The following is a 26065-nucleotide window of genomic DNA, read 5'->3' on the forward strand; positions in this document are numbered from 1 at the left end:
TCAGAAGGTGATCTTCCAGCTGTTGATGTAGCCGACGTCCTGCGCCGCCACGTCCTTGACCTGGAGCTTCCAGACGCCGTTGGCCGCCTCGCCGGACGCGTTGACCGTGTACGAGGCGAGGACGTTGTCGGCGGAGTCCGAACCGGAGGAGTTCTTCAGCCGGTACGCCGTGCCGTCCGGGGCGATCAGGTCGATCACCAGGTCACCGCGGTAGGTGTGGACGATGTTCACGTCGACCTTGGTGGTGGCCGGGGCGTTGCCCGCCACGCCGGAGACCGTGATCGGCGAGGTCACCGCGGCGCTGGGGTAGTCCGGGATGTTCACGTCCGCCGTGTTCTCGAAGGACGGGCCGGGCGGGACCGGCGTGGCCGCACCCAGGTTCCAGACGGCGTAGGCGACGGCGTCCGCGTTGCGGTCCAGCGCGGTGTCGCTGATGTTCGACGTGGTGTCGCAGGAGGAGTGGTAGCAGCGGTCGAAGGACTGGCCGGCCGTGCCGCCCCACTTCTGCGCCTGGGCCGAGGTCTTGGTGTTGCTCGCGCCGGTGAACAGGCCGCCGACCGGGATGCCCGCGTTCTTGAAGGAGGCGTGGTCGGAACGCCCGTCGCCCTCGGTCTCTATCTCGGTCGGGACCCCGATGCCCGAGAAGTAGGTCTTGAAGGTCTGCTCGATCGTCGGGTCGTCGTCGTAGACGAAGTAGCCCGGGTTCGGCGAGCCGATCATGTCGAAGTTCAGGTAGCCGGAGATTTTCGCCTTCTCCGCGCTCGGCAGGCTGTTCACGTAGTACCTCGACCCGATCAGGCCGAGCTCCTCCGCGCCCCACCAGCCGAACCGCAGGTGCTTGGTGGGCTGGAGCTGCGCGCGCGAGACGGCCAGCGCGGTCTCCAGGACGGCGGCCGAGCCCGACCCGTTGTCGTTGATGCCCGGACCGGAGGTCACCGAGTCCAGGTGCGACCCGGCCATCAGCACTGAGTTCGGGTCGCCGCCCGGCCAGTCGGCGATCAGGTTGTAGCCGGTGGCGCCGCTGGAGGTGAACGTCTGGAGGGTGGTGGTGAACCCGGCCGCGTCCAGCTTGGCCTTCACGTAGTCGATCGAGGCCTTGTAACCGGCCCTGCCGTGGGCGCGGTTGCCGCCGTTGTTGGCGGCGATGGTCTGGAACTGCGTCAAGTGGGCCTTGACGTTGGCGAGCGGGATGTCGGGCGGGGTCGGGGCCGCGGCCGCCGCAGCGGGCGAGGCCGGTGCGGCGGGGGCGGTGGAGGCGAAGAGGCCGGCGACCGCGAGCGCGGTCACGGCAGCGAGGCGCCGAGGGACGAACAGGCTCATGTGGGGGCTCCGGGGATTCCGTTGGGGATTGAACGGAACGTGCGGGGATAGAGCAGGTGAGCGAACGTGCGTCAGTGCGCCTGATGTTGAGTGAGGTATGACGGACAGTCAAGACCGTGTTTCGGTCAGGATCGTTCGGAAAACGGACGATCCCCGTCACGGTGGGCGCCTCCCAGCGGTGGCCGGGGGAGTTCCGTGACGGGGATCGCGGGGATGTCGGGGCGCCGTGGCCCGCGGCCGGCCGTGGCGTGCCGCGCGCGACGCGGGCCTACGCGCGCTCGGGTTCCGGAGCGGCGGCCGCCTGCGGGGCGCTCGCCGCGGTCGCGGGGTCGGCCGTCTCCAGCCGGGCCCGGGAGCGGCGTACCGTGCGCAGGGCGTCCCAGGTCAGCAGGGCGAGCGCGGCCCAGACCAGGGAGAAGCCGACCCAGCGCTCGAAGGGCATGGCCTCGTGGAAGTACGCGACGCCGAGCAGGAACTGGAAGACCGGCGCCAGGTACTGGAGCAGCCCGAGGGTGGACAGCGGGACCCGGATCGCGGCCGCCCCGAAGAAGACGAGCGGGATCGCGGTGACGAGTCCGGTCGAGGCGAGCAGCGCCGAGTGTCCGAGGCCCTCGCTGCCGAAGGCGGACCGGCCCTGCGCGCCCAGCCACAGCAGGTAGCCGAGGGCGGGCAGGAAGAGCAGGGCCGTCTCGGCGGCCAGCGACTCCACGCCGCCCATGCCCAGCTTCTTCTTGATCAGCCCGTAGGTGGCGAAGGAGAAGGCCAGGACCAGCGAGATCCACGGCGGCCGCCCGTACCCGATCGCGAGGACCAGCACGGCGGCGAAGCCGATGCCGACCGCCACCCACTGGGCCCGGCGCAGCCGCTCGCCGAGGAGCAGGACGCCGATGGCGATGGTGACCAGGGGGTTGATGAAGTAGCCGAGGCTGGATTCGACGACTGCGCCGTTGTTGACGGCCCAGATGTACAGGCCCCAGTTCACGGAGATCAGCGTGGCGGCCAGGGCGGTCATGCCGAGCTTGCGGGGCTCGCGCAGCAGCTCCCGTATCCAGCCCCAGCGGCGCACGGCCAGCAGCAGTACGCCGACGACGGCCAGCGACCACACCATGCGGTGGGCGAGGATCTCGACGGCCCCGGCCGGCTTGAGGAGCGGCCAGAAGAGGGGGACCAGCCCCCACATCCCGTAGGCGCCGAATCCGTAGAGCAGTCCTGTGCGCTGCTCGTTCTCCGCCTTCACGCGGGCCTCCCGTCACATTCCGGCCAACCTCATCAGAGAACCTAGCGCTGCAGGCCCCCGGTGTCATGTGCATAAGCGGGAGATACTCATGACACTACCGAGGTCTTGTGGGGCCGGGGCCGGGCGGACTCACGCAGCCAGGGCGGCGGCGATGGCCTCGGCGACCGGCGTGGTCGGGCGGCCGATGAGCCGGGACAGATCGCCGCCGGTGTGGCCCAGGCGGCCGCGGGAGATGGCCGCGTCCACGTCGACGAGCAGGGCGGCGAAGCCCTCGGGGACCCCCGCGCCGGTCAGGGCGGACAGGTGGGCGTCGGCGGGGAGCTCGGTGTACGCGATGTCCTTGCCGGACTGCGCCGAGACCTCGGCCGCGTACTCGGCCATGCTCCAGGCGGTGTCGCCGGAGAGCTCGTAGACCCGGTTCAGGTGGCCCTCGCCGGTGAGGACGGCCGCGGCCGCGGCGGCGTAGTCGGCCCGGGCGGCGGAGGCGATCCGGCCCTCGCCGGCGCTGCCCACGACGGTGCCGTGCTCCAGGACGCCGGCCAGCTGGGCGGTGTAGTTCTCGTGGTACCAGCCGTTGCGCAGGAAGGTGTGGGGCAGGCCGGAGTCCAGTACGGCCTGCTCGGTGGCCTTGTGCTCGGCGGCCAGCTCGAAGTCGGCCTCGGGGCCGCCGAGGATCCCGGTGTAGGCGAGCTGGGCGACGCCGGCGGCCTTGGCGGCCCCGATCACCGCGGTGTGCTGCGGCACCCGGCGGCCGACCGCGTTGCCGGAGATCAGCAGGACCCGGTCGCCCGCCCGGAAGGCGTCCGCCAGGGTCTCGGGGGCGTCGTAGTCGGCGATGCGCACCTCGACGCCGCGCTCGGCCAGGTCCGCGGCCCTGGCCTTGTCGCGGACGACGACGGCGACGTCCCTGGCCGGGACCCGGTTCAGCAGCTCCGCGACGACGAGGCGGCCGAGGGCTCCGGTGGCTCCGGTGACGACGATGCTCATGATGCTCTCCCTGGGGCGGGTGGTGCGTGGGGTGTGTTCCGGCTGTGGCACCACCGTAGAGAAAGCGCTAACCATGCGTAAGTACCCACTTCAAAGTAAGGTACTGGTATGGCAGTAAGTGAGAACCGGCCCGCCGCCGCCCCGGCCAGGAGCGTGAAGGCTCCGATGTGCCCCTCCCGCGGGGTCCTGGAACACGTCACCAGTCGCTGGGGCGTGCTGGTGCTCGCGGCCCTCGTGGAGCGCTCGTACCGCTTCAGCGAGCTGCGCCGCGAGGTCGGCGGGGTCAGCGAGAAGATGCTCGCCCAGACCCTCCAGACGCTGGAGCGCGACGGGTTCCTGCTGCGCGACGCCAAGCCGGTCATCCCGCCGCGCGTGGACTACTCCCTCACCGAGCTGGGGCGCGAGGCCGCCGAGCAGGTGTGGGCCCTGGCGCGCTGGACCGAGCGGCGCACCCCCGACGTGCAGGAGGCGCGGGCCGCGTACGACGAGGCCCGGAACTCCTGAGGAGCTCCGGGCCTGCGGGGCGCGAGGACGCGCGGCGTGCGCTGCGCGGACGTGCGCTGCGCGGGCCTGCGGGTGTGCGCTAGCCGACGACCGTCCAGGTGTCGTTGCCGGCCAGCAGGGTGCCCAGGTCGCCCTTGCCCTTGCTCTCGACGGCCGTGTCCAGCTGCTCGGCCATGAGCGTGTCGTAGACCGGCCGCTCCACGCTGCGGAACACCCCGATGGGCGTCCGGTCCAGCGTGTCCGGGTCGGCCAGCCGGGACAGCGCGAACGCGGTGGTCGGGCTGGCGCTGTGCGCGTCGTGGACCAGGATCCGCGCCTCGTTCTCCGCGGTCACGTCGACGACCTCCAGGTCGCCGGTCGCCGGATCGCGTACGACGCCCTTGTGCCCGTCGGCGCCGAAGCGGATCGGCTGCCCGTGCTCCAGGCGGATCACCGCCTCCTGGGCGCGGTCCTTGTCCTTCAGGGCGTCGAAGGCGCCGTCGTTGAAGATGTTGCAGTTCTGGTAGATCTCCACCAGCGCCGTGCCCGGGTGGTCCGAGGCCGCCCGCAGCACCTCGGTCAGGTGCTTGCGGTCGGAGTCGACGGTGCGGGCCACGAAGGACGCCTCGGCGCCCAGCGCCAGGGACACCGGGTTGAAGGGCGCGTCCAGCGAGCCCATCGGCGTCGACTTGGTGATCTTGCCGAACTCGGAGGTGGGGGAGTACTGCCCCTTGGTCAGCCCGTAGATCCGGTTGTTGAACAGCAGGATCTTCAGGTTGACGTTCCGCCGCAGGGCGTGGATCAGGTGGTTCCCGCCGATGGACAGGGCGTCGCCGTCACCGGTGATCACCCACACCGACAGGTCGCGGCGCGAGGTGGCCAGCCCCGTCGCGATGGCCGGGGCCCGGCCGTGGATGGAGTGCATCCCGTACGTGTTCATGTAGTACGGGAACCGGGACGAGCAGCCGATCCCGGAGACGAAGACGATGTTCTCCCTGGCCAGTCCCAGTTCCGGCATGAAGCCCTGCACCGCGGCCAGCACCGCGTAGTCGCCGCAGCCCGGGCACCAGCGGACCTCCTGGTCCGACTTGAAGTCCTTCATGGACTGCCGGGCCGCAGCCTTCGGCACCAGCGAGAGCAGGGTCGGGGCGTCGGTCACCTCAGTCATTGACGGCCTCCTTCAGAACCTTCGCGAGCTGCTCCGCCTTGAACGGCATTCCGTTGACCTGGTTGTACGACTCCGCGTCGACCAGGTACTTCGCCCGGAGCAGGGTCGCGAGCTGCCCGAGGTTCATCTCCGGCACCACCACCTTGTCGTAGCTCCCCAGGACCTCGCCGAGGTTTCCCGGGAAGGGGTTCAGATGGCGCAGGTGGGCCTGCGCGATGGGCACGCCGGCCGCCCGCAGCCGCCGGACGGCGGCCGTGATCGGGCCGTACGTGGAGCCCCAGCCGATGACGAGGGTCCGGGCGCGGTCCGGGTCGTCGACCTCCACGTCGGGGACCTCGATGCCGTCGACCTTGGCCTGCCGGGTGCGGACCATCAGGTCGTGGTTGGCCGGGGCGTAGCTGATGTTGCCCGTGCCGTCCTCTTTCTCGATGCCGCCGATCCGGTGCTCCAGGCCCGGTGTGCCCGGGACCGCCCACGGGCGGGCCAGGGTCTGCGGGTCGCGCTTGTACGGCCAGAAGACCTCGGTGCCGTCCGCCAGCTCGTGGTTGGGGGCGGTCGCGAACCGCACCCGCAGGTCCGGCAGCTCCGACACGTCCGGGATCCGCCACGGCTCGGAGCCGTTGGCGAGGTACCCGTCGGAGAGCAGGAACACCGGCGTCCGGTACGTCAGCGCGATCCGGGCCGCGTCCAGCGCGGCGTCGAAGCAGTCCGCCGGGGTGCGCGGGGCGACGACCGGCACCGGGGCCTCGCCGTTGCGCCCGTACATGGCCTGGAGCAGGTCCGCCTGCTCCGTCTTGGTGGGCAGGCCCGTGGACGGCCCGCCGCGCTGGATGTCCACGATCAGCAGCGGCAGCTCCAGGGAGACCGCGAGGCCGATGGTCTCGGACTTCAGCGCCACGCCGGGCCCGGAGGTGGTGGTCACGCCGAGGCTGCCGCCGAAGGCCGCGCCCAGCGCCGCGCCGATGCCGGCGATCTCGTCCTCGGCCTGGAAGGTCCGTACGCCGAAGTTCTTGTGCCGGCTCAGCTCGTGCAGGATGTCCGAGGCCGGGGTGATCGGGTACGAGCCCAGGTAGAGCGGCAGGTCGGCCTGCCGGCTCGCCGCGATCAGGCCGTAGGCCAGGGCCAGGTTCCCGGAGATGTTGCGGTAGGTGCCGGTCGGGAAGGCGCGGGTGGCCGGGGCCACCTCGTAGGACACCGCGAAGTCCTCGGTCGTCTCGCCGAAGTTCCAGCCCGCCCGGAACGCGGCGACGTTCGCCTCGGCGATGACGGGCTTCTTCGCGAACTTCTGGCGCAGGAACGACTCGGTGCCCTCGGTCGGCCGGTGGTACATCCAGCTCAGCAGGCCCAGCGCGAACATGTTCTTGCTGCGTTCGGCCTCCTTGCGGGAGAGCCCGAAGTCCTTCAGCGCCTCGATCGTCAGGGTCGTCAGCGGCACGGGGTGGATGTTGTAGGCGCCCAGCGAGCCGTCCTCCAGCGGGGAGGTCTCGTATCCGACCTTCGCCATCGGGCGCTTCGTGAATTCATCGGTATTGATGATGATCTCCGCGCCGCGCGGCACGTCCCCGATGTTCGCCTTCAGCGCCGCCGGATTCATCGCGACCAGGACGTTCGGGGCGTCGCCCGGCGTCAGGATGTCGTGATCGGCGAAATGCAGCTGGAACGAGGACACGCCCGGCAGTGTTCCGGCCGGGGCGCGGATTTCGGCGGGGAAGTTCGGCAGGGTGGAGAGGTCGTTCCCGAAGGACGCCGTCTCCGAGGTGAACCGGTCGCCGGTGAGCTGCATACCGTCACCCGAGTCACCCGCGAACCGGATGATCACCCGATCGAGGCGGCGTACTTCCTTGCCGCCGCCGCCCGGGACCGGGGGCGTCCGCTGCTCCCCGAGGACGGCCGTCTCGGCCCCCTCGGCTCCGTCGGCCTGCTCGGCTGGGCTACTGACCTGGCTGGTCACTGAACTGGACCTCCTTCGAGGCTCGGCGTTCCCGCTCCCACGGCCAACCCTACGTCGGTACGCCTGCCCTTATGGGAAACGTTCATACTCCGGTCCGTCTTCCAGAGGGCGGTTGGACTGCGGAATTCTGCGGAATACGGCCGGATTCACCGCGAATCCTGTATTCCGATTACTGTGCCGTGCGGAAAGCGCAGGGTCCGATGGTGTGAGCCCGTGCGGCCGGAAGTGGTACCCCAATGGCTGACAGGGTGTCAGTTGATCAGGGCCCGGGACAAGGCCGGACCGGGCCCGGGGCGGGGGCGGCCGCCGACCGCCGCCGGCCGCCGCCCGTCAGGCCGCAGGCAGCCGTCAGGACCGCAGGTACGTCAGCACCGCGAGGACGCGGCGGTGGTCGCCCTCGCTCGGCGACAGCCCCAGCTTCATGAAGATGTTGCCGACGTGCTTTTCCACCGCGCCATCGCTCACCACCAGCCGCTTGGCCACCGCCGAATTGGTCCGGCCCTCGGCCATCAGGCCCAGCACCTCCCGCTCGCGCGGGGTCAGCCCGGCCAGCACGTCCTGCTTGCGGCTGCGGCCGAGGAGCTGGGCGACCACCTCGGGGTCCAGGGCCGTGCCGCCCTTGGCCACCCGGGCGACCGCGTCCACGAACTCGCGCACGTCGGCGACCCGGTCCTTGAGGAGGTACCCCACCCCGGTACTGGAGCCCGCCAGCAGTTCGGTGGCGTACTGCTCCTCGACGTACTGCGACAGCACCAGCACCCCGATGCCCGGGTAGGCGCGCCGCAGCTGCACGGCGGCCCGGACGCCCTCGTCGGTGTGCGTCGGCGGCATCCGCACGTCGGCGACCACCACATCAGGCAGAGCCCCCTCCGCCGCAAGCCCCGCCACCGTCTTGACCAGGGCCTCCGCATCCCCGACGCCCGCGACGACGTCATGCCCCCGGTCGGTCAGCAGCCGGGTCAGGCCCTCCCGCAGCAGCACCGAGTCCTCGGCGATGACCACCCGCACCCTGTCTTCCACGATTCAACAGCTCCCGCGTCCACACGTTCCGGCGATGTACTCCGTACTCCGAACGGCCCAAGCATTCCAGCCCCGGCGGGCGGACGCGGTGCGCGCGGAACGGCGGGTTGAAACGGAGGCGGGACCTCCGAAGGCGGCGGGGCCGGGCGGGGCTACGGGGCCGGGCGGGGCTAGCGGGTGCGCCAGGGCAGCTCGGCGGTGACGGTGGTGCCGACGCCGGCGGGGGAGTCCACGACCAGCACTCCGTCCACGGCGTCCAGCCGCTCCGCGAGCCCGGCCAGCCCGGTGCCCCCGGCCCCGGCGCTCGCCCCGCCGCGTCCGTCGTCGGACACCCGGATCAGCAGCCGGTTCCCGGATTTCCACACGTCGACGCCGGCGGTGTCGGCCCGGGAGTGCTTGCTGATGTTCTGGAGGAGTTCGGAGACGGTGAAGTAGGCGATGCCCTCGATGGCGGCGGCGGGGCGTTCGGGCAGGTCGACGGCGACCTTGACGGGGACGGTGCAGCGGGAGGCGACGGAGGACAGGGCGGCGTCCAGGCCGCGGTCGGTCAGCACCGCCGGGTGGATTCCCCGGGCCAGGTCCCGCAGCTCCTTCAGGGCCAGTTTCACCTCGCCGTGCGCCTCGTCCACCATCGCCGCGGCCGCGTCCGGGTCCTCGGCGAGCTTCTCCCTGGCCAGGCCCAGCCCCATCGCCAGGGCCACCAGCCGGGCCTGTGCCCCGTCGTGCAGGTCCCGCTCGATGCGCCGCAGGTCGGCGGCCGCGGTGTCCACGACCACCCCCCGGTCCGACTCCAGCTCGGTCACCCGGTGGGCCAGCCGCGACGGGCCGAGCAGCCCGGCCGCGAGCAGGCGGTCGACGGCGGTCAGCGCACGGAACACCCACGGCACGGCCAGCGTCAGCACCAGCCCGGCCAGGAAGGACACCGCGATCTCGGCGGGCGCGTCCAGGTGGAAGGTGTAGTCGCCGTTCTGGAACAGCTGGAGCCCCGGCTGGTCGGTGTACGCCGGGAAGACCCAGAACCAGAGCGGGTACAGCAGGAGCGACCAGGCGCACGACCACAGCACCAGCGCCAGGCAGAACGCGAACACCGCCCACGGGAACCAGACCACCGCGTACAGCGTGTGCCGCCAGGCGCTCCCGCTGCCCAGCAGCGCCCCCGTGGCCCCGACCACCCCGCCGCCCCGGACCCGGACCGGCTCCGGAGCAGCGACCGAGGCCCCCAGCAGCCCGCGGACGCGGGCCCGCTCGATCCGGCCGAAGCCGCGGCACATCAGCAGCACCCCGGCGAGCACCGGCACCCCGAGGAAGGTGACGAGCAGCCCGGCCCCCAGGGCCAGCCCCGTGATCGCGAGCGAGAAGTACGCCGTGCTCAGCGGCAGCGAGAGCATCAGGTAGCCGAACTCCCGCCAGGTCCGTCCCGAGACCGGGGCCCGCAGGGCCCGGCCGAGGCCCGTCCCCGGCGAGCGCGCACCCCCCGCGGTGCCCGTCGCCCCCGCGGTGCCCGCCGCCGCAGTGCCCGCCGCCCTCGTCGCCGCCCCGTCCGCCGCGTCGCCGCCGCCCATGTGCCGCCCGCCCTTCCCTCGTCCTGTCACCCCTCAACCCTGGCGCCCGCGGCCCCGCCGGACCATGCGGCGCATCGGCCTGTCCGCCGGGGGGATAACCCCACCCGGAACGTGTACGGGCGGGTTCAGCCGTGGGCCCGCCACGGCAGCTCCGCCGTGACCACCGTCCCCCGCCCCGGCGGCGAGTCCACGACGAACACCCCGTCCACGGCGCCCAGCCGCTCCGCGAGCCCGGCCAGCCCGGTGCCCCCGGCCCCGGCGCTCGCCCCGCCGCGTCCGTCGTCGGACACCCGGATCAGCAGCCGGTTCCCGGATTTCCACACGTCGACGCCGGCGGTGTCGGCCCGGGAGTGCTTGCTGATGTTCTGGAGGAGTTCGGAGACGGTGAAGTAGGCGATGCCCTCGATGGCGGCGGCGGGGCGTTCGGGCAGGTCGACGGCGACCTTGACGGGGACGGTGCAGCGGGAGGCGACGGAGGACAGGGCGGCGTCCAGGCCGCGGTCGGTCAGCACCGCCGGGTGGATTCCCCGGGCCAGGTCCCGCAGCTCCTTCAGGGCCAGTTTCACCTCGCCGTGCGCCTCGTCCACCATCGCCGCGGCCGCGTCCGGGTCCTCGGCGAGCTTCTCCCTGGCCAGGCCCAGCCCCATCGCCAGGGCCACCAGCCGGGCCTGTGCCCCGTCGTGCAGGTCCCGCTCGATGCGCCGCAGGTCGGCGGCCGCGGTGTCCACGACCACCCCCCGGTCCGACTCCAGCCGTGCGATCCGCCGCTCCAGCTCGTCCGAGGGCGACAGCAGGCCCCGTACCAGCAAGCGGTCCACGTTCGTCAGCGCCCGCACCACGTACGGCAGCACCGGCCACAGCACGAACAGGCAGACCAGCGTTACCGTGAAGGTGAGCACCCCCCACGGCAGCCGTACCAGCTCGTACAGTGCGCTCCGCCAGGCCACCGGGTCCTTGACGGCCGTGAACAGCCAGGGAAGGAACCCGCCGGCCCGCCGCGGACCCGGCAGCGGCGTCGGCTCCGCCACCCGCACGCCGAGCAGCAGGCGGGCCCGCACCCGCTCCATCCGTCCCACCTGCCGAGATCCGGACAGGCCGACGGCGAGCAGCGGAAGACCGATCACGGTCACGGACAAACCGCCCGCGATCGACAGCACGGCCACGGTGTAGACGAACCCGAACAGGGTGGCCGGGAGGTTGCCCAGCAGATGGGCAACCTCCTTCCAGGCCACGGTTCCCAGGGGCGCGCGCACGGGCGGGGGGCGGTCGTCGTCGGGGGCCTCGGTGCTCATGGTCATGCGGCACAGCCTGCACAACCCGTCGGGCCGGTGCCATGGGGAGGCCGGGCCGCAGTGAACGGGGGATAACCCCACCCCGTGTGAAGCAGGCCCTAGACTCCCGTCCGTACCAGATCGTCGACAGTGGCCAAGGAGCGAGGAACGGACGTGCCCGACCCAACGGAATCGACCGTAACCGTGCTCGCGGCGGACTATTTCGGGAGTTATTCGGTCGTCGGCCTGCTGGCCGTGCTCGGTGTGCTCTTCGTGGCCGTCGCCTTCGGCGCGGGCCGACTGCTGCGCCCGGTCGTCCCGACCCCGGAGAAGCTGCTGACGTACGAGTGCGGCGTCGACCCGGTGGGCGAGGGCTGGGCGCACACCCAGGTCCGCTACTACGTCTACGCGTTCCTCTACGTGATCTTCGCGGTCGACTCGATCTTCCTCTTCCCGTGGGCGACGGTCTTCGCCGCCGCCGGCTACGGCGCCACCACGCTCGTGGAGATGTTCGTCTTCCTGGGCTTCCTCGCCGTCGGCCTGCTCTACGCCTACAAGAAGGGCGTCCTGGAATGGACGTGACACCCGAGCCCCAGCTGCTGCCCGAGCCCCGCCGCCTCGGCGTCCTGTCCCGGCTCGCCCCCGAGCCGATGAAGGTCGTCCTGAACTGGGGCCGCCGCTACAGCCTGTGGGTCTTCAACTTCGGCCTCGCCTGCTGCGCGATCGAGTTCATCGCCGCCTCCATGGCCCGGCACGACTTCATCCGGCTCGGGGTCATCCCCTTCGCGCCCGGCCCCCGCCAGGCCGACCTGATGATCGTCTCCGGCACCGTCACCGACAAGATGGCACCGGCCGTGAAACGGCTGTACGAGCAGATGCCGGAGCCGAAGTACGTCATCTCCTTCGGCGCCTGCTCCAACTGCGGCGGGCCGTACTGGGACTCGTACTCCGTCACCAAGGGCGTGGACCAGATCATCCCGGTCGACGTCTACGTACCCGGCTGCCCGCCCCGGCCGGAGGCGCTGCTCCAGGGAATCCTCAAACTCCAGGAGAAGATCGCTCGAGAGTCGCTCGCCGAGCGCTACACGCACGGGCCGTCGGTCGCGCAGCTCACCAGCGGCCTGGTCACGCCCCCGCCCGGCCCGGGAGCCGGCGCATGAACCTCTACGACTCGCTCCCCGACGCCGCCGCGACCGTCTTCGGGCCGGAGGCGGTGGCCGAGGTCGCGTACGGCGTCCTCACGGTCGACGTGCCCGTCGGAAGCTGGATCTCCGCCCTGGAGACCGCCCGGGACAAGCTGGGCTGCACCTACTTCGACTGGCTGAGCGCCGTCGACGAGCCGGGCACCGGCTTCCGCGTGTGCGCGCACGTGGTGTCGCTGGAGAACCGCCGCGTACGGCGGCTGCTGCTGCGCACGACGGTCCCGCACACGGCGCCCTCCCTGCCGTCCGCGGTCGCCGTCTACGCCGGAGCGGCCTGGCACGAGCGCGAAACGTACGAGATGTTCGGGGTCGTGTTCACCGGCCACCCCCACCTCGTGCCGCTGCTGCTGCCCGACAACTTCGAGGGCCACCCGCTGCGCAAGGACTTCGTCCTGGCCGCGCGCGTCGCCAAGGCCTGGCCCGGCGCCAAGGAGCCCGGCGAGGGCGCAGAGGCCGAAGGCGGCCCCAAGCGGCGGCAGATGCTGCCGCCGGGCGTCCCCGACCCCAACGACTGGGGCCCGCTCAAGGGCCAGCTCCCGCCCGCCCCGGCCCGCCCGGCGCGCACGCCGCGCGCCGCGGGCGCAGGCGCGGCCGCCCGCACCCCGCGCGAGGGCGCCCCGGTCCGGCGGACCCGCTCGGTGGCACAGGGCTCGGCCGGCCAGACCGCCGGAACCGCCGCTCCGGACGCCGCCGAGGCCCCGGCTGCCCGGCCGGTACGCCGTACCCGGTCCGCTGCGGACGGCTCGGCGAGCCAGGCGGCGCCCGCGCCGGCGGACGCCGCTGCGTCCGATGCGGGAGCGGAGGCTCCGGTGCGGCCCGCGCGCCGTACGCGTTCTGCTGCGGACGGCTCGGCGAGCCAGGCCGCGGCCGGTGCCGCCGACGCCGGGAGCGAGCGCAAACCGCCCGCCCGGCGGAGCTCGGACGCCCCCTGGCACGATCCGAAGCCCGCCTTCGACGAGGGCGAACCGCCGGCCGGACGACCCCGCAAGGCCGAAACCGGCCCGGACACCGACCCGGACGGCACCCCCGACACCACCCCTGACAACGGAGGCGACGCGTGAACGACGTACTCGACGTCGCCCTGCGGCTGCTCGTCGTCTTCGCCGTCTTCCTCGTGCTCCCGCTCGTCGTCGGGCAGACCGAGCACAAGGTGATGGCGCACATGCAGGGCCGCCTCGGCCCCATGTACGCCGGCGGCTTCCACGGCTGGGCCCAGCTCGTCGCCGACGGCGTGAAGTTCGCGCAGAAGGAGGACGTGGTACCGGCCCAGGCCGACCGCCGCATCTTCCAGCTCGCCCCCGCCGTCGCCCTGCTCCCCTACCTCCTCGTCCTCATCGCCATCCCCATCGGCCCCGGCGAGGGCGCGGTCGGCCAGGTCATCGACGCCGGCCTGTTCTTCGTCCTCGCCGTGATGGGCGTCGGCGTCCTCGGCAGCCTGATGGCCGGCTGGGCCTCCGCCAACAAGTTCTCCCTGCTCGGCGGCCTGCGCACCGCCGCCCAGCTGCTCGCCTACGAGCTGCCCATGCTGCTCGCCGCCGCCTCCGTCGCGATGGCCGCCGGGACCGTGTCCCTGCCCGGCATCGTCGGGGCCTTCGAGTGGTGGTGGCTGCCCTGGCAGATCGTCGGCGCGCTGGTCTTCTTCACCGCAGGCCTCGCCGAACTCCAGCGCCCGCCCTTCGACATGCCCGTCGCCGACTCCGAGATCATCTTCGGCGCGTACACCGAGTACACGGGGCTCCGCTTCGCCCTGTTCCTGCTCGCCGAGTACGCGGGCATCGTCGTGCTGTGCGCCCTGACCACCGTCCTCTTCCTCGGCGGCTGGCACGGGCCCTTCGGCGGCGGCTGGGGCTGGACCCTGCTGAAGACCGCCGTCCTCGCCTTCGTCGTGATCTGGCTGCGCGTCAGCTACCCGCGGCTGCGCGAGGACCAGCTCCAGAAGCTCGCCTGGACCACACTCATCCCGCTCGCGCTCGCCCAGATCGCGCTCACCGGCATCGTGAAGGTGGCGATCAGCTGATGCCCATCCCCGGATCCGGCCTCGCCAAGGGGCTCGCCGTGACGCTGCGCACGATGACGAAGCGCTCGCACACCGCCCAGTACCCCGACGTACAGCCCGAACTGCCGCCCCGCACCCGCGGCGTCATCGGCCTGTTCGAGGAGAACTGCACCGTCTGCATGCTGTGCGCCCGCGAGTGCCCCGACTGGTGCATCTACATCGACTCCCACAAGGAGACGGTCCCCGCCGCCACCCCCGGCGGCCGCGACCGCAGCCGCAACGTCCTCGACCGCTTCGCGATCGACTTCTCCCTGTGCATGTACTGCGGCATCTGCATCGAGGTGTGCCCCTTCGACGCCCTGTTCTGGTCGCCGGAGTTCGAGTACGCGGAGACCGACATCCTCGAACTGACCCACGAGCGCGACAAGCTCCGCCAGTGGATGTGGACCGTCCCGGCCCCGCCCGCCCTGGACCCCGCCGCCGAGGAGCCCAAGGAGCTCGCCGCCGCCCGCAAGGCGGCGGAGAAGGCCGAAGCCGCCGCGGCAGCCGCGGCCGCTGCCGCCGAGGCCGCCGGCCCCGCCGGCCCTGCCGATTCCGCCGGACCCGCCGAGCCCGGGACCGATGCGCCGACCCCTGGGGAGGCAGACGCGTGACCCCCGCAGCCACCACCCTGGCCGCCGCCGCGACGGCCACGGCCGACCGCGGGTTCCTGTCCCCGACCGGCGTCGAGATCGCGTTCCTCCTCGTCGGCCTCGCCACCCTCGGCGCGGCCGTCATCACGGTCACCACCCGCCAGCTCGTCCACGCCGCCCTGTGGCTGGTCGTCGCGCTCGGCGGGATCGCCGTGGAGTACCTGCTGCTCACCGCCGAGTTCATCGCCTGGGTCCAGGTCTTGATCTACCTCGGCTCCGTCGTCGTCCTGCTGCTGTTCGGGCTGATGCTCACCAAGGCGCCCATCGGCCGCTCCCCGGACGCCGACTCCGGCAACCGGTGGGTCGCGCTCGGCGTCGCCGCCGTCGCGGCCGCCACCCTCGTCTGGGTCGTCACCGACGCCTTCCGCACCACGTGGATCGACCTCGACGGGCCCGTCCAGGGCTCCACCAAGGTCTCCGGCGAAATCCTCTTCCAGCACTGGGTGCTGCCCTTCGAGGCGCTCTCCGTCCTCCTCCTCGCAGCCCTCATCGGCGCCATCGTGCTGTCCCGCAAGGACACCGCAGCCCCCGCCCCCACCAGCGACAAGGGGACGAGCTGATGCACCTCGCCTACCCCGCCGTACTCGCGGCGCTGCTGTTCTGCACCGGCCTGTACGGCGTCCTCGCACGCCGCAACGCCATCCTGGTCCTGATGTCCGTCGAGCTGATGCTCAACGCCGTCAACCTCAACCTGGTGGCCTTCGACGTCTGGCTCCGCGACACCCTGCACGCCGGCCAGGCCCTCACCCTCTTCACCATCGCCATCGCCGCCGCCGAGATCGGCATCGGCCTCGCGATCGTGCTGATGGTCTACCGCAACCGCGGCACCTCGGACGTCGACCGGCTGCGCGACACCGCCGAGGGCCACGAGCCCGTCCCCGCCGACACCCCGCACACCCGGAGCGAGGCCACCGCGTGAGCACCACGACCCTCGCCGTCCTCGTCCCCCTCCTGCCCTTCCTGGGCGCCGTCGCGGGACTGCTCCTCGGCCGCAAGGCCCCCGGCTTCGTCCGGCCGCTCGCCGTGCTCCCGGCCCTGGCCGCGGCCGTCCTTGCCGTGCTCGTCGCCGTCCGGCAGGGCGGCGGACAGCCCATCGAGACCGCGACCCGGCTCACCCCGACCGGCTCCGTGCCCATCGACCTGTCGCTGTACCTGGACGGGTTCGCCGTGCTGACCGCCGTCCTGGTCGGCCTCGTCTCCACCTGCGTCCAGCTGTACTCGACGGCGTACCTGCGCGAGGACCCGCGCTACCCCTCGTACGCCGCCCTGATCTCCCTGTTCACCTCCGCCATGCTGGTCGTCGTCTACACCGGCGACCTGATGGTGCTGCTGGTCGGCTGGGAAATCATGGGCATCTGCTCCTACTTCCTCGTCGGGCACTACTGGGAGACCCAGGCGGCCCGCTCCGCCTCCCTGAAGGCCTTCCTCGTCACCAAGCTCGGCGACGTCCCCTTCCTCATCGGCCTGTTCGCCCTCGCCACCGACGCCGGCTCCTTCCGGATCACCGCGGTCCTGGACACCGTCGCCGAGGGCGGGCTCGACCACCCGACGCCGATCGCGCTGCTCCTGCTCGCCGGCGTCGCGGGCAAGTCCGCGCAGTTCCCGCTGCACACCTGGCTCCCCGACGCCATGGCCGGCCCCACCCCGGTCTCCGCGCTGATCCACGCCGCGACGATGGTCGCCGCCGGCGTGTACTTCATCGCCCGGCTGCTGCCCGTGTTCACGGCCTCCGCGGCCGCGCTGGTCGTCATGGCGGCCATGGCGGCCGTCACGATGATCGGCTCGGGCCTCGCCGCGCTGGCCCAGGACGACATCAAGCGCGTACTCGCCTACTCCACCATCGGCCAGCTCGGCTACATGACCGGCGCCCTGGCCGTCGGCGACCGCGGAGCCGCCGTCTTCCACCTCCTGTCCCACGGCGCCTTCAAGGCGCTCCTCTTCCTCGGCGCCGGCGTGATCATCCACGCCGCCGGCACCAACTCCCTGGCCGCCATGGCCCGGATGGACGGCCTCGCCAAGCGCATCCCCGACGCCTTCTGGACCATGACGGTCGGCCTGCTCGCGCTCGCCGCGATCCCGCCGTTCGCCGGCTTCTTCTCCAAGGAAGCCGTCCTCGTCGCCGCCGAGAAGGCCTCGGCCGGGCACACCGAGTCCGTACCCGGCGCCGTCGGCTGGCTCGTGCTCGCCGCCGGACTGCTGACCGCGCTGCTCACCGCCGCCTACGCCACCCGGCTGTGGCTGATGGCCTTCCGCGGCAAGGGCGCCCCCGCCCCCGACCACGGCAAGGAGCCCCTCGCCATGACGGGCGTGCTGTGGCTGCTGGCGATCCCCTCGACCGCCTTCGGCCTCGCCGCCGTCCCGGTCGCCGACTGGTTCGACGGCGGTCGGCTCACCCCGACCACCACCACCTCGCTGCTGGGAACCGGCGCCGCCGTCGTCGGCGCCGTGCTGACCCACGCCCTGTGGCAGCGCGCCGCCGCCCAGGCCGCCGCCGGCGCCTACCGGGAGGCCGCCGTGCCCGCGGCCGTCGCCGCCGCGGAGTCCGCCGCCGAGACCCCCGAGGTCGCCGAGGTCACCCACGACCACCCCGCCGTCCCGGCCGGCCCCGCCCCGGACCCCGGGCGCGCACTGCTCGGACCGCTCCACCGGCACGCCGCCGCCGGCTTCCACCTCGACGCCGTCTACGACCGGCTCTTCGCCCGGCCCGTCCGCGCGGCCGCCGGCCTCGTCCGCTTCCTCGACCGCGAGGTCGTGGACACGTACGTCAGCGGCGCGGGCGCCGGCCCCCGGCTGCTCGGCAGCCTCGTCCGCCGCGCCCAGACCGGCAACGTGCAGAGCTACCTGAGCGCCCTGTTCGCCGGAGCCGTGGTGCTGGCGATCGCCACCGCCGTCCTCGCCAACGTCAACGCCGGATCGTGAGCCGTGAGGCAGCCGTGATCGATATCAGCCCGTCCGTGATGCAGTTCCTCCTGGTCTTCGCCGTGGCCGCACCGCTCCTCGGTGCCGCCGCGGCGCTGCTGCCGGCCCCGCCCGGGCTCAAGGGCAGGAGTCCCGAACAGGCCGTGCTCCGCCACGGCGTGACCGTGACCGGCGCGGTCCTCGCCGCCGCGCTCGCCCTCGCCGCGGGCTTCGACCACGACACGCCCGCCCGCTTCCAGGCGACCACGGACCTCAGCTGGATCCCGGCGCTGCAGGTGCGGCTCCACCTCGGCGTCGACGGCATCTCGCTCCCCCTCCTCGTGATGACCGCGCTGCTGTTCTTCCTCTGCGCGCTGTACAGCTACTTCAAGCTCCCCGCAGGCCCGTCCCCGAAGGCCTTCGTCGCGCTGCTCCTCGTCCTCGAGTCCGGCACCCTCGCGACCTTCGCCGTCCTCGACCTGCTGCTGTTCTTCCTCGCCTTCGAGATGGTCCTCATCCCGATGTACTTCCTCATCGCCCGCTGGGGCGGTGCTCAGCGGCAGGCCGCCGCCTGGAAGTTCATCCTCTACACCCTCCTCGGCTCCGTGGTCATGCTGCTCGGCCTGCTGCTGATCGGCCTGAACAGCGGCACGTTCGACATGGTGGCACTCGCCACCGACAACGGCCGCGGACTGTCCGCGACCACCCAGCTTCTGGCGGCCCTCTCCATCGGCGTCGGCCTCGCCGTGAAGACCCCGATGTGGCCGCTGCACAGCTGGCTGCCCGACGCCCACACGGCCGCCCCCACCGTGGGCTCCGTCCTGCTGGCCGGCGTCCTGCTCAAGATGGGCACGTACGGGTTCGTCCGCATCCTGCTGCCCGCCACCCCCGAGGGCATGGCCGCCCTCGCCCCGTACCTGGGCGCGTTCGCGGCCGTCGGCATCGTCTACGGGTCCCTCGCCTGCCTGTGGCTCGCCCGCAAGGGCAACAGGGGCGACCTCAAGCGGCTCATCGCGTACTCCTCCGTCGGCCACATGGGCTTCGTCCTCCTCGGCATCGCCTCCATGACGCCCACCGGGGTCAACGGCGCCCTGTTCGCCAACATCGCGCACGGCCTGATCACCGGCCTGCTCTTCTTCCTCGTCGGCGCGCTCAAGGACCGCTACGGCACCGCCGACCTCGACACCCTCGCCGGAGCCACCGGCGCCGCCCTCTACGGCCGCGCCCCCCGCCTCGGCGCGCTGCTGGCCTTCGCCGCCGTCGCCTCCCTCGGCCTGCCCGGGCTGGCCGGGTTCTGGGGCGAGATGCTGGCCCTGTTCGGCGCCTTCGAGCCGGCCGTGGGGCTGTCCCGGCCCGCCTTCCTCACCTGGATGGCCCTGGGTGCCTTCGGCACCCTGCTCACCGCCGCCTACCTGCTGATCGTCGTACGGCGGGTGTGCATGGGCGACCCCGCGCGGCAGCCGCGGACCGGGGTCGGCGCCGTGCCCGCCCTCGCGGACGTCCAGGGGTACGAGTTCGCCGCCTGGACCCCGCTCGTCGCCCTCACCGTCCTCGCCGGCCTGTGGCCCGCGGTCCTCCTCGGCCTCACCGATCCGGCCGTCCAGAAGCTCCTCGCAGGAGGCAACGCATGACGGCCCTGTACACGGCCACGGTCACAGCCACCGCCACCGCCGCCGATGCCACGGCCACCGCCGCCGGCGGCTCCGCGGCGAGCCTGGTCCAGAGCGTCGACTGGCTCGCGATCATGCCGGTGGTCATTCCGGCCGCGGTTGCCCTGGTCGTGCTCGTCGCCGACCTCTTCGCGGCCGAGCAGCGCAAGCCGCTGCTCGGCTGGGCCTCCGTGGCCGGCCTCGCCGCCGCCACCGCCTCCCTGCTGCCGCTGCGCGCCGGCGACCGGGCCACGTTCTGCCTCACCGGCGACCCGGCCGCCTGCAGCTACACCGCCGACCACTTCACGCTGGTCATCCAGTTCCTGGTGCTGACCGGCGCCCTGGTCACCGCCCTGCTGTCGGTCACCGCCGTCCACGACGCGCGCATGCCGGCCGGCGAGTACTGGTTCCTGCTGCTCTCCTCCGCCGCCGGCGCGGCCCTGCTGCCCGCCTCCCGCGACCTCGCCACGCTGATCGTCGCCCTGGAGGTCGCCTCCCTGCCCGCCTTCGCCCTCGTCGGCATGCGCCGCGGCGACCGGCTCTCCTCCGAGGCCGCCCTCAAGTTCTTCCTGTCCTCGGTCACGGCCACCGCCGTCTCCCTGTTCGGCATCAGCCTCGTGTACGCGGCCACCGGCTCCCTGCACCTCGTCCAGGTCGCCGACCGGCTGGAGGACGTCCCCGGGCAGCTCGACACCCTCGCCATGGCCGGTGTCGCGCTCACCCTCGTCGGCTTCGCCTTCAAGACCGCGGCCGTGCCCTTCCACTTCTGGGTGCCGGACACCTACGTCGGCGCTCCGCTGCCCGTGGCCGGCTACCTGTCGGTGATCGGCAAGGCCGTCGGCTTCACCGGCCTCATCCTCGTCACCGTCATCGCCTTCCCCGCGTACTCCGACATCTGGGGCCCCGCCCTCGCCGTCCTCGCCGCGCTGACCATGACGCTCGGCAACGCCGCCGCGCTGCGCCAGTCCGCCGACCGGCCCGGCGGCGCCGTACGGCTGCTCGCCTGGTCCTCCGTCGGCCAGGCCGGCTACCTGCTCGTGCCGATCGCCGCCGCCGCGTACTCCGACCGCGACCAGATCGGCTCCACCGTCGCGTACGCCCTGATGTACGCCGCCGTGAACCTCGGCGCCTTCGCCGTCGCCGCCCTCGTGGGCCGCACGAAGCCGCTCCAGCGGATCAGCGACTACCGCGGCCTGTACGCCGAGCGGCCGGCCGCCGCCCTCGCCCTGGCCTTCTTCCTGCTCTGCCTGGCCGGCCTGCCGCCGGGCATCATCGGCCTGTTCGCCAAGGTCGCCGTCTTCGGCTCCGCGGTGGACGCCGGCCTGGGCTGGCTGGCCGTGCTCATGGCCGTCAACGTCGTCATCGCCCTGTACTACTACCTGCGCTGGACCGCGGTGCTCTTCCGCGCCCCGGAGCCGCTCCCGGCCGCCGCGGCGGACGCCGGCACCGCAGCCGAGGCGGGCGCCGGGCCGGCCGCCGCAGGGGCCCGTGCCGCGACGCCGTGGCCGGTCGCCGTCGCGATCGCGGTCACGGCCGCCGTCTCGGTGGTGCTGTCGGGAGCCCCGCAGCTGGTGCTGCGCTTCGCGGCGGGCGGCCTCTTCCCGCTGTAGGCCGCAGCGCGCCGCGGGCCGTCCCCGTGCGGCGCCGCGGGCGCCCGTACGCGGATGCGCTCACCCGGACGGAGCAGCGCCCGCCGTGCCGTGCCGCCCCGGCCACCGGGGCGGCCGCGCGGCACCCGCCCGGGAACCAGACGCCCTCACCTCGCGTTGACCAGGAAGGAAGGGTCCACTGGACCGTGGGCCCCTCGCGAGGTCCCCCGCCGCACGATTTGGAGGGCGTACCGTGCACCGCCGGCACAACGGGCTGAAGACCGCCGTACTCCTCGGCGGGCTGTCCGCACTCATCATCTTCATCGGGAGCCTCTTCGGGCGGGGCGGCCTGATCATCGCCGTCGTCGTCGCCCTCGCCACCAACGCGTACGCGTACTGGAACAGCGACAAGCTGGCTCTACGCGCGATGCGCGCCCGCCCCGTGAGCGAGTTCGAGGCCCCCGCGCTCTACCGCATGGTGCGCGAGCTCTCCACCTCCGCACGCCAGCCCATGCCCCGGCTCTACATCTCGCCCACCGACGCGCCGAACGCCTTCGCCACCGGCCGCAACCCGCGCAACGCCGCGGTCTGCTGCACCGAGGGGATCCTGCGCATCCTCGACGAGCGCCAGCTGCGCGGGGTCATCGGCCACGAGCTGAGCCACGTCTACAACCGCGACATCCTGATCTCGTCGGTCGCCGGAGCACTCGCCTCTGTGATCATGTTCCTGGTGAACTTCGCCTGGCTGATACCGATCGGCCGCTCCGACGACGACGAGGGGCCCGGCCTCATCGGCTTCCTGCTGATCATGATTCTGGGCCCGCTGGCCGCCTCCGTGATCCAGCTGGCCATCAGCCGGTCCCGCGAGTACGAGGCCGACGCCTCCGGCGCCCAGCTCACCGGCGACCCGCTCGCCCTGGCCGACGCCCTGCGCAAGCTGGACGCCGGCGTCAAGCAGCGCCCCCTGCCCCCCGAGCCCAGACTGGAGACCGCGAGCCACATGATGATCGCCAATCCGTTCCGCCCCGGCGCAGGCCTTTCTAAGATGTTCTCCACTCACCCTCCGATGGCCGAGCGCATCGCCCGGCTCGAACAGATGGCAGGCCGCAGTCAGTGAAGACCATCCTCAACGTCATTTGGCTGCTGCTCAGCGGCATCTGGCTGTTCCTCGGCTACTGCCTGGCAGGCGTGCTGCTGTGCATCACCATCATCGGCATCCCGTTCGGCATAGCCGCCTTCCGCATCGCGGTCTACGCCCTGTGGCCCTTCGGGTACACGGCGGTCGAGCGCCGGGACGCGGGCGCCGGATCCTGCATCGGCAACGGGCTGTGGCTCGTCCTGGCGGGCTGGTGGCTGGCCCTGGGCCACATCGCGACCGGCATCGCGCTGTGCATCACGATCATCGGCATTCCGTTCGGCATCGCCAACTTCAAGATGGTCCCGCTCTCCCTGCTCCCGCTGGGCCGCGAGATCGTCCCCACCGACGCCCCGTTCGCGTCCCGGTAAGCCGGTCGGCGGCGCCGCCTCAACCCACGGGCAGGAAGAACCAGTGTCGGCTGCGATCACGGGCACGACCCTGTCGGTCATCGTGCCGATGTACAACGAGGAAGAAGCCCTTCCCGCCCTGGTGGCCCGCCTCCGGCCGGTACTGGACGGCACAGGGGCCGCGTACGAGGTGGTGGCCGTCGACGACGGCAGCACCGACCGGACCGCCGAGCTCCTGGAGAAGTTCCGCACCGAATGGCCCGAGCTGCGGATCGTCCGGCTGCGCGGCAACTCCGGCCACCAGGCGGCCCTGCGCGCCGGCCTGCACCGCTCCGTCGGCGCGTACGTGGCCAGTCTCGACGCCGACCTCCAGGACCCGCCGGAGAAGATCCCGGAGATGCTGGACCTGGCCCGCTCCCAGCAGCTCGACATCGTCTACGGCGTCCGCTCCGACCGCAGCACCGACACCGGCTTCAAACGCCACACCGCAGGCGCCTACTACTGGCTGATGCGCCGCCTCGTCGGCAAGCAGGTGCCCGCGCAGGCAGGAGACTTCCGGCTGCTCAGCCGCGAGGCCGTGGAGGCCCTCAAGGCGCTGCCCGACCAGCACCAGGTCTACCGCCTGCTCGTGCCCTGGCTCGGCTTCCCCAGCGGCCAGGTCACCTACCGGCGGGGCGAGCGGGTCGCGGGTGAGACCAAGTACCCGCTGAGCAAGATGATCCGGCTCGCCGTCGACGGGATCACGAACTTCTCCGCGGCCCCGCTGCGGCTGGCGACCTGGCTCGGCGTGGTCAGCTTCCTCGCCTGCCTCGTGATGATCGCCGTCTCGCTCGGGGTCTTCCTGGCCGGGCAGACGGTGCCCGGCTGGACCTCGCTGTTCGTCGCCATGCTCTTCCTCGGCGGCATCCAGCTGATCTGCGTGGGCCTGCTGGGCGAGTACATCGGCCGCATCTACACCGCGGTCCAGCGCCGCCCCACGTACTTCGTCGGCTACGACTCGGCGCGCGACGACACCCCGAAGAGGCCCGACCCGAACGGGAGCTGACGCGCGGCGCCGACGGCCCGCCGGCCCGGCGGCGCACTGCCCCGGTCAGCCGACGCCCTCCCGGCCGGCCAGCGGGGCCCGGCCGCGCTCCCACCCGTGCAGGGCCGTCAGGCAGGCGTGGTCGAGGTGCCGCAGCCCGCTCAGGTCCAGCCGCACCGGCTGCCCGGCCGGCAGCGCGTCCAGTGCGTCGAGCAGCTTCGGCAGCCGCAGGAAACTGGCGTTCCCCAGGACCCGTACGCGCAGCTCCCCGTCCTCCTCCGCCACCTGCTCCACGTGCACGTGGGAGGTCTCCCAGGCCGCCTTCGCGATGGCGATCCCCAGCCCGACCAGCACCCCCTCGAAGAGGTTCGTGGCGACGATCGCCACCGCCGTCGCCACCAGCACCACGGCCTCACCCCGGTGCGTCCGCCACAGCGCGGCCACCGCCCGCCCCGGCAGCAGCTTCCAGCCCGCGTGCAGCAGCACCCCGGCCAGCGCCGCCAGCGGCACCGCCGCCAGCAGCTGCGGCAGCGCCACGGCGAACAGCAGCAGCCAGGCGCCGTGCATCACCCGGGCCGCCCGGGTGCGCGCCCCCGCCTCCACATTGGCGGCACTGCGCACGATCACCGCCGTCATCGGCATCGCCCCCAGCAGCCCGCACACGGTGTTGCCGACACCCTGCGCGACGAGCTCCCGGTCGTAGTGGGTCCGCGGCCCGTCGTGCATCCGGTCCACGGCGGCCGCGCTGAACAGCGTCTCCGCGGAGGCGATCAGCGCCAGCGCGATCACGGTCCCGCAGGCCCCAGCCGAGGCCAGCACCGCGAACCCGTCCCAGCCGGGCGGCGCCACGGCCTCCACGACCCCCTCCACCCGGACCCTCGCGACCGGCAGCCGCAGCAGCACGCAGACCGCGGTCGCGGCCGCCACCCCGACGAGGGCGCCCGGTACGAGCCGCAGCCGCGCCGGCATCCGCCGCCAGACCGCGATCACCGCGATGGTCCCGGCCCCCAGCGCCACCGCCGTCCAGTCGGCCTGCCCCGCCAGTGCCGGCACCGCCCCCAGCTTCTCCAAGGTGCCGCCGGGCGCCGACACCCCGCCCACCGCGTACAGCTGCCCGGCGATCAGCACCAGCCCGATTCCGGCCAGCATCCCCTGCACGACGGCGACGGAGATCGCCCGGAACCACCGGCCGAGCCGCAGCACGCCCATTCCGACCTGCAGCATCCCGGCGACCAGCACGAGCACCCCGAGCGCGGCCAGGCCGTGCGCGGTCACCGCCTCGTACACGAGCACGGTCAGGCCGGCGGCCGGCCCGCTCACCTGGAGCGAGCTGCCCCGGAACCAGCCGGTGACCAGCCCGCCGACCACGCCGGTGACGATCCCCCACTCGGCCGGCACCCCGGAGGCGACCGCCACCCCCAGACACAGCGGCAAGGCGACCAGGGCGACGACGAGGGAAGCCCCGAAGTCCTCGCGGAACGTGCCGGCCCAAGGCATGCGGAACCCCCTGATGCGGTGACGCGGCGGTGACGGATGCCACCCAGCCTGGTGGGCGCGCACCCCGCAGCCCAAGCCCCCACCGGCGGCCTCCCGGGCGCACACGCCGCGCACGCGGGGCACACGTCCCCCACGCCCACGCAGCGCGCCGCCTGCGCCTACGACCCGCCGCGGGCTGCGGAGCTCACCCGGCACTCCGGGGGAACCCGGCGGGCCCGTCCCCGCCGAAGGTGCGCACGGACACCCCGGCACCCGGCCCGCGGGCCCACCCGTCGGGACGGACGGGCCCGCGTGGGGGAGGGGGCGCACATGGGGCCGAGGCACGTCGGCCGGGCGTGTTCGCGCAGGTCAGGGGCCTTGATCAGCGGTAGTTCACGAACTGGATCGCGAAGTCCAGGTCCTTGCCCTTGAGCAGCGCCTGGACGGCCTGGAGGTCGTCACGGCTCTTCGAGCTGACGCGCAGCTCGTCGCCCTGGACCTGCGCCTTGACGCCCTTCGGGCCCTCGTCGCGGATCATCTTCGCGACCTTCTTGGCGTTCTCCTGGGAGATGCCCTCCTCGATCGAGGCGAAAATCTTGTACTCCTTGCCGGACAGCTGCGGCTCACCGGCGTCCAGCGCCTTGAGCGAGATCCCGCGCTTGACCAGCTTGGTCTCGAACACGTCGAGGACGGCCTTGACCCGGTCCTCCGAGTTCGCCTCCATCAGGATCTTCTCGCCGGACCAGGAGATCGAGGCGCCGGTGCCCTTGAAGTCGTAGCGCTGCGAGAGTTCCTTGGCGGCCTGGTTGAGGGCGTTGTCGACCTCCTGCCGCTCGACCTTCGAGACGATGTCGAAACTGGAGTCGGCCATGTGCTGTGGCTCCTTGAAGTCGGCTGTCGGTGCCCCGGAGGGGCGGCGGCCGGCCCTACCCGGCCCGCTCCGCAAAGCCTAGCCACCGCACCCGCCGGCAGCGCTGATCAATCCGGTGGCGAAGCACCCCGGAGCATCGGGTATTGTTTACGTCGTTGCCAGGGAGAACCGCCGCAAAGCGGTC

Annotated in this window: 24 protein-coding genes; 14 read left to right on the top strand and 10 right to left on the bottom strand. The window is 72.6% G+C overall.

The window, feature by feature from the left end:
• The 3 genes from AC068A_RS14565 to AC068A_RS14575 all read right to left on the bottom strand — a co-directional run bounded on the left by AC068A_RS14565 (nucleotide 1) and on the right by AC068A_RS14575 (nucleotide 3544).
• Nucleotides 1-1320 (bottom strand): M28 family metallopeptidase, encoded by a 1320-nt coding sequence (locus AC068A_RS14565; RefSeq protein ID WP_478584804.1) that lies wholly within the window; start codon nucleotides 1318-1320, stop codon nucleotides 1-3.
• A gap of 268 nt (nucleotides 1321-1588) precedes the next feature.
• Nucleotides 1589-2557, bottom strand: a complete 969-nt coding sequence (gene rarD / locus AC068A_RS14570) for an EamA family transporter RarD (protein WP_478584806.1) — start codon at nucleotides 2555-2557, stop codon at nucleotides 1589-1591.
• A gap of 129 nt (nucleotides 2558-2686) precedes the next feature.
• Nucleotides 2687-3544: an SDR family oxidoreductase gene (locus AC068A_RS14575; protein WP_478584808.1), complete on the bottom strand. Its 858-nt coding sequence runs from the start codon at nucleotides 3542-3544 to the stop codon at nucleotides 2687-2689.
• Between the two features lie 108 nt (nucleotides 3545-3652).
• Between AC068A_RS14575 and AC068A_RS14580 the strand changes: the two genes are divergently transcribed.
• Nucleotides 3653-4048, top strand: a complete 396-nt coding sequence (locus AC068A_RS14580) for a winged helix-turn-helix transcriptional regulator (protein WP_478584810.1) — start codon at nucleotides 3653-3655, stop codon at nucleotides 4046-4048.
• Nucleotides 4049-4127: 79 nt separating this feature from the next.
• On the opposite strand, the gene AC068A_RS14585 is transcribed toward AC068A_RS14580, so the two are convergent.
• The 5 genes from AC068A_RS14585 to AC068A_RS14605 form a co-directional block, all read right to left on the bottom strand.
• The gene (locus AC068A_RS14585; protein ID WP_478584812.1) at nucleotides 4128-5195 is read right to left on the bottom strand and encodes a 2-oxoacid:ferredoxin oxidoreductase subunit beta; all 1068 of its coding nucleotides are present in this window, start codon (nucleotides 5193-5195) and stop codon (nucleotides 4128-4130) included.
• Nucleotides 5188-7146: a 2-oxoacid:acceptor oxidoreductase subunit alpha gene (locus tag AC068A_RS14590; RefSeq protein ID WP_478584814.1), complete on the bottom strand. Its 1959-nt coding sequence runs from the start codon at nucleotides 7144-7146 to the stop codon at nucleotides 5188-5190. The genes AC068A_RS14585 and AC068A_RS14590 overlap by 8 nt, the downstream gene beginning before the upstream one ends.
• 348 nt (nucleotides 7147-7494) lie before the next feature.
• Entirely contained in the window at nucleotides 7495-8154 is a 660-nt protein-coding gene (locus AC068A_RS14595) for a response regulator transcription factor (protein WP_478584983.1), read from the bottom strand.
• A 182-nt stretch (nucleotides 8155-8336) separates the two neighbouring features.
• A complete protein-coding gene (locus tag AC068A_RS14600; RefSeq protein WP_478584816.1) occupies nucleotides 8337-9758 on the bottom strand; it encodes a sensor histidine kinase in 1422 nt (473 codons plus the stop codon).
• 95 nt (nucleotides 9759-9853) lie between these two features.
• A complete protein-coding gene (locus AC068A_RS14605; protein ID WP_478584818.1) occupies nucleotides 9854-11026 on the bottom strand; it encodes a sensor histidine kinase in 1173 nt (390 codons plus the stop codon).
• A gap of 147 nt (nucleotides 11027-11173) precedes the next feature.
• On the opposite strand from AC068A_RS14605, the gene AC068A_RS14610 reads away from it, so the two are divergent.
• The 13 genes from AC068A_RS14610 (at nucleotide 11174) to AC068A_RS14670 (ending at nucleotide 23555) form a co-directional block, all read left to right on the top strand.
• A complete protein-coding gene (locus AC068A_RS14610; RefSeq protein ID WP_478584820.1) occupies nucleotides 11174-11581 on the top strand; it encodes an NADH-quinone oxidoreductase subunit A in 408 nt (135 codons plus the stop codon).
• Nucleotides 11572-12159, top strand: a complete 588-nt coding sequence (locus AC068A_RS14615) for an NADH-quinone oxidoreductase subunit B (RefSeq protein WP_478584822.1) — start codon at nucleotides 11572-11574, stop codon at nucleotides 12157-12159. The genes AC068A_RS14610 and AC068A_RS14615 overlap by 10 nt, the downstream gene beginning before the upstream one ends.
• Nucleotides 12156-13262, top strand: coding sequence for an NADH-quinone oxidoreductase subunit C (locus AC068A_RS14620; RefSeq protein ID WP_478584824.1), 1107 nt, complete (start codon nucleotides 12156-12158; stop codon nucleotides 13260-13262). The genes AC068A_RS14615 and AC068A_RS14620 overlap by 4 nt, the downstream gene beginning before the upstream one ends.
• Nucleotides 13259-14218 carry a complex I subunit 1/NuoH family protein gene (locus tag AC068A_RS14625; protein ID WP_478584826.1) on the top strand — a complete coding sequence of 320 codons (960 nt, stop codon included), beginning with the start codon at nucleotides 13259-13261 and terminating at the stop codon, nucleotides 14216-14218. The genes AC068A_RS14620 and AC068A_RS14625 overlap by 4 nt, the downstream gene beginning before the upstream one ends.
• Nucleotides 14215-14850 carry a NuoI/complex I 23 kDa subunit family protein gene (locus AC068A_RS14630; protein WP_478584985.1) on the top strand — a complete coding sequence of 212 codons (636 nt, stop codon included), beginning with the start codon at nucleotides 14215-14217 and terminating at the stop codon, nucleotides 14848-14850. Before AC068A_RS14625 ends, AC068A_RS14630 begins: the two co-directional genes overlap by 4 nt.
• Nucleotides 14847-15449 carry an NADH-quinone oxidoreductase subunit J family protein gene (locus AC068A_RS14635; RefSeq protein WP_478584828.1) on the top strand — a complete coding sequence of 201 codons (603 nt, stop codon included), beginning with the start codon at nucleotides 14847-14849 and terminating at the stop codon, nucleotides 15447-15449. Before AC068A_RS14630 ends, AC068A_RS14635 begins: the two co-directional genes overlap by 4 nt.
• The gene (gene nuoK, locus AC068A_RS14640; RefSeq protein WP_478584830.1) at nucleotides 15449-15808 is read left to right on the top strand and encodes an NADH-quinone oxidoreductase subunit NuoK; all 360 of its coding nucleotides are present in this window, start codon (nucleotides 15449-15451) and stop codon (nucleotides 15806-15808) included. The genes AC068A_RS14635 and nuoK overlap by 1 nt, the downstream gene beginning before the upstream one ends.
• Nucleotides 15805-17808, top strand: a complete 2004-nt coding sequence (locus AC068A_RS14645; RefSeq protein WP_478584832.1) for an NADH-quinone oxidoreductase subunit 5 family protein — start codon at nucleotides 15805-15807, stop codon at nucleotides 17806-17808. The genes nuoK and AC068A_RS14645 overlap by 4 nt, the downstream gene beginning before the upstream one ends.
• Nucleotides 17809-17822: 14 nt before the next feature.
• The gene (locus AC068A_RS14650; RefSeq protein ID WP_478584986.1) at nucleotides 17823-19418 is read left to right on the top strand and encodes a complex I subunit 4 family protein; all 1596 of its coding nucleotides are present in this window, start codon (nucleotides 17823-17825) and stop codon (nucleotides 19416-19418) included.
• Nucleotides 19415-21046, top strand: a complete 1632-nt coding sequence (locus tag AC068A_RS14655) for an NADH-quinone oxidoreductase subunit N (RefSeq protein WP_478584834.1) — start codon at nucleotides 19415-19417, stop codon at nucleotides 21044-21046. Before AC068A_RS14650 ends, AC068A_RS14655 begins: the two co-directional genes overlap by 4 nt.
• A gap of 232 nt (nucleotides 21047-21278) precedes the next feature.
• The gene (gene htpX / locus AC068A_RS14660) at nucleotides 21279-22142 is read left to right on the top strand and encodes a zinc metalloprotease HtpX (RefSeq protein ID WP_478584836.1); all 864 of its coding nucleotides are present in this window, start codon (nucleotides 21279-21281) and stop codon (nucleotides 22140-22142) included.
• The gene (locus AC068A_RS14665; RefSeq protein ID WP_478584838.1) at nucleotides 22139-22531 is read left to right on the top strand and encodes a YccF domain-containing protein; all 393 of its coding nucleotides are present in this window, start codon (nucleotides 22139-22141) and stop codon (nucleotides 22529-22531) included. The genes htpX and AC068A_RS14665 overlap by 4 nt, the downstream gene beginning before the upstream one ends.
• Nucleotides 22532-22574: 43 nt before the next feature.
• Nucleotides 22575-23555, top strand: a complete 981-nt coding sequence (locus AC068A_RS14670) for a glycosyltransferase family 2 protein (RefSeq protein WP_478584840.1) — start codon at nucleotides 22575-22577, stop codon at nucleotides 23553-23555.
• Between the two features lie 45 nt (nucleotides 23556-23600).
• Here the strand turns inward: AC068A_RS14670 and AC068A_RS14675 are convergent, their stop codons facing one another.
• Together AC068A_RS14675 and AC068A_RS14680 are read right to left on the bottom strand one after the other, a co-directional pair.
• Nucleotides 23601-25031 carry a SulP family inorganic anion transporter gene (locus AC068A_RS14675; protein ID WP_478584842.1) on the bottom strand — a complete coding sequence of 477 codons (1431 nt, stop codon included), beginning with the start codon at nucleotides 25029-25031 and terminating at the stop codon, nucleotides 23601-23603.
• A 361-nt stretch (nucleotides 25032-25392) separates the two neighbouring features.
• Complete coding sequence (locus AC068A_RS14680) at nucleotides 25393-25881, bottom strand: YajQ family cyclic di-GMP-binding protein (RefSeq protein ID WP_179173479.1); 489 nt, start codon at nucleotides 25879-25881, stop codon at nucleotides 25393-25395.
• Nucleotides 25882-26065: the final 184 nt, after the last annotated feature.

This window comes from Streptomyces sp. NPDC043854 (assembly GCF_056436005.1).

Bases quoted from the DNA above. Each gene is read 5' to 3' on its own strand.
- AC068A_RS14565 (WP_478584804.1), bottom strand. From the start codon at position 1,320: ATGAGCCTGTTCGTCCCTCGGCGCCTCGCTGCCGTGACCGCGCTCGCG.
- AC068A_RS14675 (WP_478584842.1), bottom strand. From the start codon at position 25,031: ATGCCTTGGGCCGGCACGTTCCGCGAGGACTTCGGGGCTTCCCTCGTC.
- AC068A_RS14680 (WP_179173479.1), bottom strand. From the start codon at position 25,881: ATGGCCGACTCCAGTTTCGACATCGTCTCGAAGGTCGAGCGGCAGGAG.
- AC068A_RS14620 (WP_478584824.1), top strand. From the start codon at position 12,156: ATGAACCTCTACGACTCGCTCCCCGACGCCGCCGCGACCGTCTTCGGG.
- AC068A_RS14655 (WP_478584834.1), top strand. From the start codon at position 19,415: ATGACGGCCCTGTACACGGCCACGGTCACAGCCACCGCCACCGCCGCC.
- AC068A_RS14615 (WP_478584822.1), top strand. From the start codon at position 11,572: ATGGACGTGACACCCGAGCCCCAGCTGCTGCCCGAGCCCCGCCGCCTC.
- AC068A_RS14575 (WP_478584808.1), bottom strand. From the start codon at position 3,544: ATGAGCATCGTCGTCACCGGAGCCACCGGAGCCCTCGGCCGCCTCGTC.
- AC068A_RS14585 (WP_478584812.1), bottom strand. From the start codon at position 5,195: ATGACTGAGGTGACCGACGCCCCGACCCTGCTCTCGCTGGTGCCGAAG.
- nuoK (WP_478584830.1), top strand. From the start codon at position 15,449: ATGCACCTCGCCTACCCCGCCGTACTCGCGGCGCTGCTGTTCTGCACC.
- AC068A_RS14580 (WP_478584810.1), top strand. From the start codon at position 3,653: ATGGCAGTAAGTGAGAACCGGCCCGCCGCCGCCCCGGCCAGGAGCGTG.
- AC068A_RS14605 (WP_478584818.1), bottom strand. From the start codon at position 11,026: ATGACCATGAGCACCGAGGCCCCCGACGACGACCGCCCCCCGCCCGTG.